The 13487-nt window shown below is 74.2% G+C and carries 10 protein-coding genes; 2 read left to right on the forward strand and 8 right to left on the reverse strand.

Features of this window, described 5'->3' with window-relative positions; all coding sequences use genetic code 11:
* Positions 1 to 26 precede the first annotated feature (26 nt).
* From ACFYOS_RS00075 to prmC, 3 genes are read right to left on the reverse strand one after another with little or no spacing between them, the layout of a single operon-like run.
* Entirely contained in the window at positions 27 to 638 is a 612-nt protein-coding gene (locus ACFYOS_RS00075) for a phosphotyrosine protein phosphatase (protein WP_387134134.1), read from the reverse strand.
* Complete coding sequence (locus tag ACFYOS_RS00080) at positions 639 to 1283, reverse strand: L-threonylcarbamoyladenylate synthase (RefSeq protein ID WP_387135189.1); 645 nt, start codon at positions 1281 to 1283, stop codon at positions 639 to 641.
* On the reverse strand, positions 1283 to 2230 hold the full coding sequence (gene prmC, locus ACFYOS_RS00085; protein ID WP_387134136.1) for a peptide chain release factor N(5)-glutamine methyltransferase: 948 nt from the start codon (positions 2228 to 2230) through the stop codon (positions 1283 to 1285). Before prmC ends, ACFYOS_RS00080 begins: the two co-directional genes overlap by 1 nt.
* A 75-nt stretch (positions 2231 to 2305) precedes the next feature.
* Between prmC and ACFYOS_RS00090 the strand changes: the two genes are divergently transcribed.
* Positions 2306 to 3859: a diguanylate cyclase domain-containing protein gene (locus ACFYOS_RS00090; protein WP_387134139.1), complete on the forward strand. Its 1554-nt coding sequence runs from the start codon at positions 2306 to 2308 to the stop codon at positions 3857 to 3859.
* 27 nt (positions 3860 to 3886) lie between these two features.
* Here ACFYOS_RS00090 and prfA read toward each other — a convergent pair whose 3' ends face one another.
* Positions 3887 to 4975, reverse strand: coding sequence for a peptide chain release factor 1 (gene prfA / locus ACFYOS_RS00095; RefSeq protein WP_387134142.1), 1089 nt, complete (start codon positions 4973 to 4975; stop codon positions 3887 to 3889).
* 109 nt (positions 4976 to 5084) lie between these two features.
* A complete protein-coding gene (rpmE, locus tag ACFYOS_RS00100; RefSeq protein ID WP_073834647.1) occupies positions 5085 to 5309 on the reverse strand; it encodes a 50S ribosomal protein L31 in 225 nt (74 codons plus the stop codon).
* A 267-nt stretch (positions 5310 to 5576) separates the two neighbouring features.
* On the opposite strand from rpmE, the gene ACFYOS_RS00105 reads away from it, so the two are divergent.
* On the forward strand, positions 5577 to 6473 hold the full coding sequence (locus tag ACFYOS_RS00105; RefSeq protein ID WP_387134145.1) for an AAA family ATPase: 897 nt from the start codon (positions 5577 to 5579) through the stop codon (positions 6471 to 6473).
* A 139-nt stretch (positions 6474 to 6612) separates the two neighbouring features.
* Here ACFYOS_RS00105 and ACFYOS_RS00110 read toward each other — a convergent pair whose 3' ends face one another.
* The 3 genes from ACFYOS_RS00110 to thrB all read right to left on the reverse strand — a co-directional run bounded on the left by ACFYOS_RS00110 (position 6613) and on the right by thrB (position 13423).
* Entirely contained in the window at positions 6613 to 10068 is a 3456-nt protein-coding gene (locus ACFYOS_RS00110) for a phosphodiester glycosidase family protein (RefSeq protein WP_387134148.1), read from the reverse strand.
* A 137-nt stretch (positions 10069 to 10205) separates the two neighbouring features.
* The gene (rho, locus tag ACFYOS_RS00115) at positions 10206 to 12188 is read right to left on the reverse strand and encodes a transcription termination factor Rho (RefSeq protein ID WP_387134150.1); all 1983 of its coding nucleotides are present in this window, start codon (positions 12186 to 12188) and stop codon (positions 10206 to 10208) included.
* Between the two features lie 296 nt (positions 12189 to 12484).
* On the reverse strand, positions 12485 to 13423 hold the full coding sequence (gene thrB / locus ACFYOS_RS00120; protein ID WP_387135192.1) for a homoserine kinase: 939 nt from the start codon (positions 13421 to 13423) through the stop codon (positions 12485 to 12487).
* Positions 13424 to 13487: the final 64 nt, after the last annotated feature.

The following is a 13487-nucleotide window of genomic DNA, read 5'->3' on the forward strand; positions in this document are numbered from 1 at the left end:
AGGAAGTTCGCGAGAAAGGATGAACCTCAGGGCAGCAGCGCGGCGGCCAGCGGGTGGACCGTCTCCTCGATCTCGTCGGCCACCCGACTGAAGCACTGGTCGCCCCGGCCCCACGGGTCGTCGAGGTCGTCGGTGGGCAGCGCGGAGCCGCCCTGCCGGGCCGCGTCCGCCGCCGCCACCAGGGCCACGCCCCGGGCGTACACCGCGTCTGGGGTGGCCTCGACCGGGGGCAGGCCGGCCGTCTCCACCGCGCCCAGCAGCCGGCCGAACTCACCGAGCACGAAGGTGCGCGCGGCGGCGTCCGGGCGCAGCGCCACCACGTACTCCTGCTGGTCGGCGGTGGCGGTGAGGACCAGGTCGGCGGCGTCGATGAGGTCGGAGCGGAGCTTGCGGGCGGCGAACCCGGCCACGTCACCGCCGCGCGAGGTCACCTGCCGGGCCGCCGGCGGGTTCATCTCCTCGCCGGCGTGCCAGCCGCCGGTGCCGGCGCTGTGGCTGTGCACCAGCTCGTCGGAGCAGTCCGGATCGACCCCGAGGCGGCCCAGCCGCTCGCGAACGGCGAGCACCAGCAGCCGCTCGGCCATCGGCGACCGGCAGATGTTGCCCATGCAGACGTGCAGGACGGTGAACGGCGGCACTCAGACCCCCCGCTCGTCGAGGATGTCCGGCACCACGTCCCGCAGCTTCTCCAGCGACACCGCGCCCTGGCGCAGCACCCGAGGCGCCTCGCCGGTGAGGTCGACGACGGTGCTCGGCACCGGGTCCAGGGCCGGGCCGGCCTCCAGGTACGCCCGGACGCCGTAACCGAGCTGCTCGCGGGCCTCCTCGGCGGTGAGCGCGGCCGGCTGGCCGACCTTGTTGGCCGAGGCCACCGCCATCGGGCCGGTCTCCCGGAGCACCTCCAGCGCCACCGGGTGCAGCGGCATCCGTACCGCCACCGTGCCGCTGGAGTCGCCCAGGTCCCACGCCAGACTCGGGGAGTGCTCCACCACGATCGTCAGCGCACCCGGCCAGAACGCCTCGACCAGGTCCCGGGCCGCGCGGGGCAGCGAGAAGACCAGGCCGTCGAGGGTGTGCCGGGAGCCGATCAGCACCGGCGGCGCCTGCCGCGTGCCACCCTTGGCGTCCGCGAGCGCCTTCACCGCGTACGGGGTGAAGGCGTCGGCGCCGATGCCGTAGACCGTGTCGGTCGGCAGGACGACGAGTTCCCCGTTCTTGACCGCCTCGATGGCAGCGGCGATGCCGCGGTCCCGATCAGCGAGCGACCGACAGTCGTAGAGCATCACGAGGAGCCAGTCTGCCACGCCGCGGCGGGGTCGGCGTGCTGGCCGTCCGTCCGGCGGGACGCGGTGGCGAACCGGGGCCGGCCGACCAGGTCACGGTGCTCCTCGACGCACTCGTAGCGGCCGTCGGCGGCGAGCAGCGCCGGCACCGCGGTGCCGTGGGTGTCGTCGTGCTCGACGCCCAGCGCGCCACCCGGGCGGAGCAGCTCGGCCGCCCGCGCCACCACCGGCCGGATCACGTCCAGCCCGTCCGCCCCGCCGAAGACCGCCTCGTCCGGGTCGTGCCCGGCCACCTCCGGCGCCACGACCACCGAGCGCGGCACGTACGGCGGGTTGCAGAGCAGCAGGTCGACCCGGCCGACCAGGCCGGCGAGCAGATCCGGGTCGGTGACGTCGGCGGCGACCACCTCGATCGGGGTGTCCCCGGCGGCGGCCCGCTCGGCGGCGTTGCGGCGCAGCCAGGCCAGCGCCGCCGGGGACCGCTCCACCGCCACCACCCGGGCCGCCGGCAGCTCCTGGGCGACGGCCAGGGCGATCGCGCCGGAACCGCTGCACAGGTCCACCACCAGCGGACACTCGTACCGCTGCCCCTGCTCCACCGCCCAGCCGGCGAGCAGCTCGGTCTCCGGACGGGGCACGAACACCCCGGGCCCGACCGCCAGCTCCAGGTGCCGGAAGCCGGCGACGCCGGTGAGGTGCTGCAGGGGTTCCCGGGCGCCCCGCCGCTCCACCAGCGCGTCGAGGCGGTCGCGCTGGCCCGGGGTGAAACCGTCGGCCAGCGCCAGTCGGCTGCGCGGCACGTCCAGCACGTACGCGGCCAGCATCTCGGCCTCCGCCCGGGGCGCCTCGACGCCCGCCGCGGCGAGCGCCCGGGCAGCCCGGGCGACCACCAGTGCGGGACGCTCGCGGTCTGTCCCTTCGGACGGGTGTTGCGGGAGGGAGGTCACGACATAATCATGAAACGTCGCGGGTCACATCACGAGCGGGTGCGTCCAGCGGCACACCGACAAGGAGGTCGCGGAGTGGGTTGGCTCGACCGGGTCGAAGACCAGGTTGACGCCCTTCGGCGCGGGCGGGCGCTGCAGGAGGCGAGCCGCTCCGCGGAGGCGTGCGTCCTGCTCGACCAGGTCATCCGCACCACCCAGGACCCGTACGCCCGGGCCGACGCGCTCGTCCAGCGCCTCTCCGCCCTGATCAATCTCGGTCGCACGGCCGAGTTCACCCGGGCCATCGAGGAGGCGTCCGCCGCCGTCCGGGACCTGGCCGAGCCGTACCTGCACGGGCACCTCAACGCCCTCGCCGCGCTCGCCGCGCACCACCAGGGAGCGCTGGACCGCTGCGTCACCCACCTGGTGAAGGCCGCCCGCGCGCTGACCGCCGACGACGACCCGGACCGGGACACCGCCTGGGGCTGGCACGACCTGGCGATGGCGTACTCGTACCTCAGCTTCCACGGGCACGCCCTCGGCGCGATCGAGCGCGCCCGCCAGGTGGGGCTCACCGCGGGCATCCCCGAGGAGACCTTCGCCGCTCCGGGCATCCGGCTGCGCAACGCGGTCGCCCTGGACCACAACGGCGACAGCGACGGCTGCCTGCGGGTGCTGCGGGACGTGGCGGGCGACCTCGGCCGGTTCCTGCGCAGCGGCCGGGCCGGCAACCTCCGGCCGAGCAGCCTGGCCGCGTACGGCTACGCCGCCGCCCGGCGGGCCGCCCTCGGCGACCGGGTGGACAGCGGCACCGACGCCGACCCCGCCCGACTGCTCGGGCACGGCGGCGACAGCGCCCGCGCCCGTGACCTGCGCCAACTCGGCCAAGTCTGCCTGGCCATCGCCGACGGCCGGCCGATCGAGGCGGTCACCCGGCTGGACACCATCCGCGTCTCCACCGAGACGCTCGGCGCGGCCGAGGCGCCCCGGCTGCGCAGCGTCGCGCTGACCCGGGCCGGGGACCACGCCGCCGCGCACCGGGCCGACCGGCACGCCTTCCGACTGGCGGCGCAGCGCAGCGACCGGCTGCGGGACGTCTACATCGACGGCATCGCCGCCCGGATCGATCACGAGGAGATGCGCCGCGAGGCCGCCCGGTACGAGGGCGAGGCGCTCACCGACCCGCTGACCGGGCTGCCCAACCGGCGCCGGCTGGAGCGCTACATCGGCGCGGTGGTGGCCCGGGGTGACCGGGTGGTGATCGGCGTCTGCGACCTGGACGGCTTCAAGGCGGTGAACACCCGGCACGGCCACCACTCGGGCGACCTGGTGCTGCAACGGATCGCCGGGGTGATCAACCGGGTGATGCGGCGCGGCGACTTCGTGGCCCGCTACGGCGGGGACGAGTTCGTGGTGGTGCTGCCCGAGACGGAGATGACCGAGGCGGCGGAGGTGGCCCGCCGGATCCAGGCGGCCGTCCGCACCGAGGACTGGGAGTCCCTGGTGCCCGGCACCCCGGTCGGGGTGAGCATCGGCTTCGCCGAGGTGCACGGGGGCGCCGGGGCGAGCGTCCGGGAAGCCCTGGGCGCGGCGTTCGAGCTGGCCGACCGGGAGATGCTCCGCGCCAAGGACCGCGCCCGAGCCTCCTGACCCGGCCGGCGGCGCCGGGCCGGGGCGTCAGCGGCGGCCGAGATCCGTCTCTCCTGCCAGACGGGCGGCGCGGTCGGCCTCGGCGAGGGCGTCCAGCACACCGTCCAGCTCCCCGGCCACGGCCAGGTCGAGGTTGTACGCCGTGTAGCCGATCCGGTGGTCGGTGATCCGGTTCTGCGGGAAGTTGTACGTGCGGATGCGCTCCGACCGGTCCACCGTGCGGACCTGCGCCTTGCGGGCGTCCGAGGCGGCCGCGTCGGCCTGCTCCTGGGCCGCCGCGAGCAGCCGGGCCCGCAGGATGCGCATGGCCTGTTCCCGGTTCTGCAGCTGCGACTTCTCGTTCTGGCAGGAGACCACGATCCCGGTCGGCACGTGGGTGATCCGGACCGCCGAGTCGGTCGTGTTGACCGACTGCCCGCCGGGCCCGGACGAGCGGAACACGTCGATCCGCAGGTCGTTCGGGTCGATGGTGACATCGACGTCCTCGGCCTCCGGCAGCACCAGCACGCCGGCGGCGCTGGTGTGGATCCGGCCCTGCGACTCGGTGACCGGGACGCGCTGCACGCGGTGCACGCCGCCCTCCCACTTGAGCCGGGACCAGACCCCGTTGCCGCCCTCCGGGACGCCCTTGGTCTTGATCGCCAGGGAGACGTCCTTGACGCCGCCGAGGTCGGAGTCCTGGGAGTCGATCACCTCGGTGAGCCAGCCGCGCCGCTCGGCGTACCGGGTGTACATCCGGAGCAGGTCGCCGGCGAAGAGGGCCGACTCCTCGCCGCCTTCCCCGGCCTTGATCTCGACGATGACGTCCTTGGCGTCGTGCGGGTCGCGCGGGATCAGCAGCTCCGCCAGCTTCTCCTCGAGTGCCGGCAGGGAGGCGGCGATCGCCTCCGCCTCGGCGGCGAAGGCCGAATCCTCGGCGGCCAGCTCGCGGGCGGCGGCCAGGTCGGCCCGGGCCTGCTCCAGCTCGCCGGCGGCCTTGTGCAGCGGGACCAGCTCGGCGTAGCGCCGGCCGACCCGCCGGGCGGTGCCCTGGTCGGCGTGGATGGCCGGGTCGGCCAGCCGCTGCTCCAGCTCGCCGTATTCGCCGAGGAGGGCGGCCAGACGCTCACTGCTCATGCTGCGGGTGCTCCTTCGACGACGACCGGACAGGGACGGGAATAAACGGGTGGAAACGGACGAACGCCCGCGCCCGGCACGGAGCCGGACACGGGCGTCGTCGACGGAGCTACTTGGCCTTCTTGGCCTGAACCTTGGCGTACTTCTGCTGGAACTTCGCGACCCGACCGGCGGTGTCCAGGACGCGCTGCTTGCCGGTGTAGAACGGGTGGCAGGCGCTGCAGGTCTCGACGCTGATCTGACCGCCCTTGGCGGTGCTGCGGGTCGTGAAGGTGTTGCCGCAGGAGCAGCGGACCTCGGTGGTCACGTACTCCGGGTGGATGTTGGGCTTCATGTCGCCTCGGTCCTTTCGTCGGTGGTCGCCGGGTCGCCGTCGTGTTCCCCGTCGTCCAGGACGGGCTCGGGCGTGAACCGGAACCGGTGGCCGATTGACCAGTGTGCCATGGGCGCCCGCCGAGTCGGCGAGCGGGCCGGACACCAGGTCCGGCAGGCGCAACGCTCGCCTCGCCGTACGCATTCCCGCCCGGTCCGGGGGCATTCCACGGGTCGTACCGTGGCACCCGGGGCGGCACCGGGACCGGACGGACGGGGGTGAACCGGCATGTTCCGCCTGATCGCGACCCGTGGGCTGCCCGCCTCCGGCAAGACCACCTTCGCCCGCGAACTCCAACCCGAGGTGGTCCGGGTCAACCGCGACGACCTGCGCCGGATGCTGCACGGCGAACGGCTCTTCACCCAGCGGGCCGAGGGGCAGGTCACCCTGGTCCAGCGGGCGCAGGTGGAGGCGCTGCTGGCCGCCCGGGTGAGCGTCTGCGTGGACGACACCAACCTGCGCTCGCGCACCCTGCGGGACTGGGCGGAGCTGGCCGAACGGTTCGGGGCCGCGTTCGAGGTGCACGACTTCACCGACGTGCCGCTGGAGGAGTGCCTGCGCCGGGACGCCGCCCGTCCCGAGGAGGATCGGGTCGGCGAGGCGGCGATCCGCCGGCTGCACGAGCGCTACCTGGCGAACCGGCAGCTGCCGTTGCCGGTGCCGACCGCCCGGACCGGCGGCCCCGCCCGGGTGGCGGAGGGGCGGACCGGACCCCCCGACATCGTGCTGGTCGACATCGACGGCACGGTCGCGCTGAACGTCTCGCGCAGCCCGTACGACATGACCCGGGTCGGCGAGGACGCACCGAACGAGGCGGTGATCGCGGCGGTGCGGGCGATGCACGCCGCCGGGTACGGCGTGGTCTTCTGCTCGGGCCGGGACGCCTCGGCGCGGGCCGACACGGTGGCCTGGCTGGCCCGGCACGTGCAGGTGCCCTACCTGGCGCTGCACCTGCGAGCGATCGGTGACCAACGGAAGGACGCCGTGGTCAAGCAGGAGATCTACGAGCGGGAGATCCGGGACCGGTACCGGGTCGTCGGCGTGTTCGACGACCGGCAGCAGGTGGTCCGGATGTGGCGTTCGCTCGGGCTGACCGTGTTTCAGGTCGCCGACGGCGACTTTTGACGCCGCCCTCCGGCCCACGGGGGCCGTTCCGCCAGAAACGTGCGCCGCTGGCGGGCTCCTCCCCTAGGAAGGAGCCCGCCAGCGGCTGGGACCGGTCCCGGGGACGTGCGCGGCAGCGTCCGCGTCCCCGGAGCCGGGGTCAGGCGGCAGGCGCCTCCGCCGCCGTCAGGGTCACCGTCGCCTCGGCGCGGACGCCGTTGACGGTCACCGCGAGCACCACCTGGGCGCCGGGACGCAGCGCGGTCAGCTGCCCGGTCGCCGGGTCGAACCGGGCCACGTGCCAGGGCTTCACCCCGTCGGCGGCGCCGACGAGCAGGTTCGGCGAGCCGGACCAGTCCGCGCTGACCGGCGCGGCCACCGGGACGGTACGGCCGCCGGGCTGGGTGAGCGTGGCGGTGACCGACGCCGGGGCGCCGACCACGACGCTGGCCGGCGCGGCCAGGCTGAGCCGGTCGACGTGGGCGTGGAACTCCGCCTCGACCCAGTCCGGCCCCTCGGCGATCCGGTCGCGCCGCGCCTGCTCGGCCTCCTGCGGGGTCACCGGATCGACGCCGAACTCGGTCCAGCCGGTGAAGCCACCGAGCTGCGGCGGGGTGGACGGGTTCTTGCCCGAGTTGCCGTTGATCACGTAGGGGACGCCGTCCACCCGGTCGGCGTGGAAGGTGCCGACGTGCCCGTTGACCATCAGCGCGCCCTTGCCGGTGCGGTGCTGGAAGTCGGCCAACCACTGCTCCACCAGGGCCGCCTCCTTGCGGTCGAGGAGCTGGCTGGCCTTGGCCGGGCTGGGGTCGCGGGGCGGGTGGTGGAAGAGCACCGCCACCGAGCCGACGGCCGGGTCGGCGGCGGCCGCGTCGAGGGTGTCCCGCAGCAGCTCCACCTGGTCGAAGCCGCCGCCGCGCAGCGAGCCGGTGGCCGTGCTCAGCGTGACGAACCGGGTGCCCTGGTGGTCGAAGACCCGCGAGGTGTCGCCGAAGACGCTCCGGAAGTTGCCGATCGGGGCGCCCATGATCTCGTGGTTGCCCGGGACGTAGTAGTACGGCAGCTCGCCGCCCAGCTCCTCGTCCAGGATCCGCTTGGCCAGCGCGAAGTCCGCCGGGTACGCGGTGTCCACGAAGTCCCCGTCGATGACCAGGAAGTCCGGCTTCGCCGCCCGGATCTCGCGGAGCGTACGGCGGGCCTGGGCGACCAGGTCGCTGTCCGGGTCGGCGGCGACGAACTGGGCGTCGGACATCACCGCGAACCGCCAGGGCGCACCGTCCACCGTGCCGTCGCGCAGCACCACCCGGTCGGTGCGGTTCTCCTCGGCCGGAGCCTGCACCGTCGGCGGCACGCGGGCCACCAGGTCGTCGATGACGACCTCACTCTTGTACTGCTTGGCCGGGTCGGTCTCGGCCACGTAGAACCGGCGCACCCGGACCGGGTACTGCACCCCGGGCGGGACGACGAACTCCACGTAGCGCCAGCCGGTCCAGGTGACGTACGGGCCACGCAGCACGAACTGGGTGTCCTGGGCGTCGTGCAGGTGCAGGCTGGGCCACTCCCCCGTGCCATTGCCCTTGATCCACATGCCGAACGCCTGTGGCTGGCCGGGTACGTCGATCCAGGCCGGCGGGTCGGCGTACGCGGCCCGGGTGCCGGTGGACTGGCTGAAGTCGTAGGACAGCTTCAGGCCGGTGCCGGTGTGCCCCGGGGCGGGGGTGACCGAACCGCTGGCCCGGGCCTGGCTGAATTTCCACGACGCCGCGTCGTCGAAGCCGGCCACCGGCACGTCGGCCAGCCCGATGGTCACCGGCAGCACCGTGCTGGTCTCCCGGACGGTCACGGTGACCAGGGCGGAGCCGGTGTCGCCGAGGGCCTCGACGTCCAGGTTGCCGTCCGCCCTGGGGGTGACGGCGAGCAGGTCGTGGTCGTACGTCAGCTTCAGGTCGGCGGGCTCGATCGGCGCGGTGTTGCCCTCGGCGTCATAGCCCACCACCCCGAACAGGGCGGTGTCGCCCGCCTTGTTCAGGCCGAGGCGGTCGACGGTGGAGTCGATCCGCTCCAGCGGGCCGAGCACGGTCAGGTCGAGGGTGCCCCGCGCTTCCTCCCGCCACGCGGTGACGGTGCTGCGACCGGGCCGGATGGCCCGGAACACGCCCTCGTCGTCCACGGTGCCCTGGGCGGCCGGGTTGGCCCGCCAGTACGGCGCGCCGGCGGCCGGCCCGTACGTCTCGTCGTAACCCGCGGCGGTGAGCCGCCGGGTGAGGCCGGGGAAGACCCGGTCGGGTCGGCCGCCGCGGACCGGGGCGACGCCGGGTGCGGCGGTCGGGTCGCTGGCGGTCTCCAGCCAGTACCCGGTGAGCCGGCCGCTGCCCTCGGGGGCGTAGATGGCCAGGCCGTTCGGCACCGGCCGCTCGCTGCCGTCCGAGGGGCTGTTCTCCACCTGGACCGCGGCCGCGCCGGGCTCCCGGGCCAGCAGGGTCGAGGAGCCGCCACCGTCGAGGTTGAGCGCGTTCCATGCGCCCAGCTCGCGCATCATCCGGCCCATCTCGGTCTGGGTGACGCCGCGGCTGTCCACCTGCCGGCCGTCCACGGTCAGCATGATCATCTTGCGCCCGTCGGCGGAGAAGCCGACCGAGGTGCGCGGGGCCAGGCTCTGGTCGGCGATGTTCTGCACGACGCCGTCGCGGACCAGCACGCTGCCGCCGCCGACCGCCGCCCGCGGGCTGCTCCCGTCGGGGGCCTTCGGCCGCCAGGTCAGGTCGACCGGGTCGCCGGGCCGCAGTGCCGTCAGGGCGTCCGCCCCCGCCTCCCGCCCGAGCAGGACGGTGGTTCCGGCCGGGATCGGTCCCTCACCCGCCGTGGTGGCCACGGTCGCGACCTTCCCGCCGGCCACCGTCACCTCGACCACCCGCGCGGCGCCGCTCACCGCGCGCTGCCGGGTGTACGAGCCCCAGAGCGGGGTGAAGACGCCGATGCCGTTCGGCTGCACCATGTTGTTGAACTGGGTCAGCGGGACCGGCCCGGCCGGCAGCGCGGCGCTGCCCTCGAAGCCGACCTGGATGACCCGGCCCAGCCCTTCCGCGCTGATCGCGGCGGCGTTGGTGTGTCCGGCGACCGGCGACTGGATCAGCTCGCCGGAGCGGATGCCGATGCCCTGCGCGGCGCCGGAGTTGTTGATGTCGAAGAAGTCGCCGTTGACGGCGGCCACCGCCCGGGAGCGGTCCACCGCGGCGCGCAGCGGCTCGTCTCTGGTGACCGCGCCGGAGTTGACGTAGTCCACGGTGACGCCGCCGGAGAGGTCGGCGGTGAGCGCGTCCGCGCGCAGCCAGCCGTCGGCGTCGTACCGGTCGAAGGAGGTCAGGTCGAGTCCGGGGGCGACCGGACGGGTGGTCTTCGCGGTCTCCAGGCCCCCGGTCGGCTCGAGACCGCCGGCGGCCTGGCCGGCCAGGGCCACCGCGGAGTCGGGACGGGACGAGGCGGCCGGGGCGTCCTCGGCGGGCGTACTCGGCTCGGCGGGCGCCGCGACGCCGGCCGGGACGGGTCCGACCAGGGTGAGCATCGGCGTCAGCAGCAGGACGCCGGCGAGACGGGCGGATCGACTGCGGATACGCATGGACGACAGTCAACCGATACTGAACAGAAGTTTCAATACCCCCGGGCTGAACCGAAGAAAAACTTCACCCGTCGTCCCGGTACGCGAGAAGGGCACGGCCCGAAGGCCGTGCCCTTCCTCGTGTCGCTCCTGTCAGGTCACTCGCCCGGCGTGGACTTCGCGATCTGCATCAGGAACTCGATGTTCGTCCGGGACTGCTTGAGCCGGTCCAGCAGGAGGTCGAGCGCCGCCTGCGAGTCCAGCGAGTGCAGCACCTTCCGGAGCTTGTGGACGATCGCCAGCTCCTCCGGCGCGAGCAGGACCTCCTCCTTGCGCGTACCGGAGGGGTTGATGTCGATCGCCGGGAAGACGCGCTTGTCGGCGATCTTCCGGTCCAGCTTGAGCTCGGCGTTACCGGTGCCCTTGAACTCCTCGAAGATGACCGTGTCCGCCATGGACCCGGTCTCCACCAGCGCGGTGGCGAGGATGGTCAGCGAGCCGCCGTTCTCGATGTTGCGCGCCGCGCCCAGGAAGCGCTTCGGCGGGTAGAGCGCGGTGGAGTCGATACCACCCGACATGATCCGGCCGCTGGCCGGCGCCGCCAGGTTGTACGACCGACCGAGTCGGGTCACCGAGTCGAGCAGCACGACCACGTCGTGCCCCAGCTCGACCAGGCGCTTCGCCCGCTCGATCGCCAGCTCCGCCACCGTGGTGTGGTCCTGCGGCGGACGGTCGAACGTGGCCGCGATGACCTCGCCCTTCACCGACCGCTGCATGTCGGTGACCTCTTCCGGCCGCTCGTCGACCAGCACCACCATCAGGTGGCACTCCGGGTTGTTGCGGGTGATCGCGTTCGCGATCGCCTGCAGCACCATCGTCTTACCGGCCTTCGGCGGCGAGACGATCAGCGCCCGCTGGCCCTTGCCGATCGGCATGACCAGGTCGATGACCCGGGTGGTCAGGATGTGCGGCTCGGTCTCCAGCCGCAGCCGCTCCTGCGGGTACAGCGGAGTGAGCTTGTAGAACTCCGGCCGGCGCTTCGCCTCCTCCGGCTCCATCCCGTTGATGGTGTCGAGCCGGACCAGCGGGTTGTACTTGTCGCGCCGCTGCTCGCCGTCCCGGGCCGCCCGCACGGCGCCGGTGATGGCGTCACCGCGGCGCAGGCCGTACTTCTTGATCTGGGACATCGAGACGTAGACGTCGTTCGGGCCGGCCAGGTAGCCGGTGGTCCGCACGAACGCGTAGTTGTCGAGCACGTCGATGATGCCGGCGACCGGGACGAGCACGTCGTCCTCGCCGACCTGCGGCTCGCGGCCGCCACCGTCGCCGCCCTCGGCCCGCTCGGCGCGGCCGCGCCGACGGTCGCGGAACCGGCTGCGCCGGCCGCGCCGGCCGCCGCCCTCGCCGTCCTCGTCACCATCGTGGTCGCGCTCGGCCCGCTGACCACGGTCGTTGCGCTCGTTGCGCTCGCCCCGGTCACCGCGCTCACCGCGCTCGTTGCGCTCGGCGCGCTCGCCGCGGTCACCCCGCTCGTTGCGCTCGGCGCGGTCGCCGCCGCGCTCGGCCCGCTCGCCGCGCTCGGCCCGCTCGCCGCGCTCGGCCCGCTCGCCGCGCTCGGCCCGCTCGGCCCGCTCGCCGCGCTCGGCCCGCTCGCCGCCGCGCTCCCGGCCACGGCCCTCGCCGCGCTCGGCCCGCTCGCCGGTCTCGGCGGTGGCCTCCTCGGTCCGGGTCTCCGCCGGCCGCGCCTCGGCGTTCGCGGCCCGGCCACGGCGGGCCCGGGTGCGACCCTCGGTCGGCTCGGCGGCCTGCTCCGCCGGGCGACGCTCGGCCTCGGCGCGCTCCTCGCGCACCTCGGCGTGCACCTCTTCCCGGGCAGGAGCGGTCGCGGCCGCGACCTCGGCCCGTGGTCGAGGGGTCCCGGCGGCGGCGCCGCCCTGCCGCTCGGTGATCGCGCTGATCAGCTCGCCCTTGCGCATGCGAGCCGTACCGGAGATACCGAGCGACGCGGCCAGGCTCTGAAGCTCAGGCAGCAGCATCGCCGAGAGGCCGGTACCGCTGCGCCGACGGCGCGTGGGGGCGGCGGTGGTGGCATCGCCAGCGACGTTGGAAACATCCGACGTCACGTCGGTGGTGTCGCTCAATGGATTCCTTCCCTCGATAGGCCGGGACTGCCCGGAGTCGAAACCAAGGTGGCCGGGCGGCCTCGGTGCACCCGCTTCGCAGGGACGCGGCGCGGGAGTCTGTGACACAGCAGCCGGTCGGTTTCCCGACTCACCGACCTCGGTGAGCAGGTCTCGCCGTCTGCGGCGACCTGTGGAAACTGCGGTGCGGCGTGGGCCTTTGGCAGGGGTGACGGGCTGACCGCCGAGAGCTTCGGGGGTGCGCCGAACCGCAGGAAGATCGCATGCTTCGCGGCTGTGCTGAGTCTAGAGCGTAATCAACTCTTCCGACCTGCGGCAACAGGGTCCCGCTCGGCGTGTCTCAGTCTACCCCGGGCGACCCGGGCACCGCTGACGTCTATCGGCAACTCCCACCGCAGCCAGTTTGTTCCCGCGTCGAATCCCGCCGGGACCTCGGTCAACGCCAGCACGGTGGGACCCGCCCCACTGACCACAGCCGCCACACCCGCCTCACGCAGGGCCGCCACCAGGGCGGCCGTGCCCGGCATCCCCGCCGCCCGGTAGTCCTGGTGCAGCCGGTCGACGGTGGCCGGCAGCAGCAGCGCCGGATCGCTGGTCAGCGCGTGCACCAGCAGCGCCGCGCGCCCGGCGGTCAGCGCCGCGTCGGCGTGCGGCACGGTGGTCGGGAGCGCGGCCCGCGCGACGGCGGTCAGGCCGCGCTCGCCGGGCACGAAGACGGTCGGGCGGACGGTCTCCGCGACCGGCAGGGAAACCGCCCGGGCGCCGGACGACTCGGTCCAGGCGACCGTGAAACCGCCGAACAGGCAGGGTGCGACGTTGTCGGGGTGCCCCTCGATCTCGGCGGCCAGCCGGAGCGCGGCGGCGTCGTCCAGCCGCGCGGGGCCGTCCTCGACCAGTGCGCGGGCCAGCAGCACCCCGGCGACGATGGCCGCCGAGGAGGAGCCGAGGCCCCGGGCCTGCGGGATCCGGTTGACGCATTCCAGGGCCAGCCCCGGCGGGTGCCCGCCCAGCACGTCGAAGGCGGCCCACATGGACGTCACCACCAGGTGTCGGTCGTCGTCCGGCAGCTCACCGGCGCCCTCGCCGCTCACCGCCACCCGGACGCCCTCCGGGATCACCTCGGCCGCCACGTCGTCGTGGAGCCCGAGGGCCAGCCCGAGCGCGTCGAAGCCCGGGCCCAGGTTCGCGCTGGTCGCGGGCACCCGGACCCGTACGGGGCCGGAGGCGAAAGTCATCGGCACCGGCTCATGCTAGGGCTCCGGACCGACAGCGCGCCGGACCGCCCGGACCGTGGGACAG

The sequence above is a fragment of the Micromonospora sp. NPDC005806 genome (assembly GCF_042871425.1).
Taxonomy (GTDB): Bacteria; Actinomycetota; Actinomycetes; order Mycobacteriales; family Micromonosporaceae; genus Micromonospora.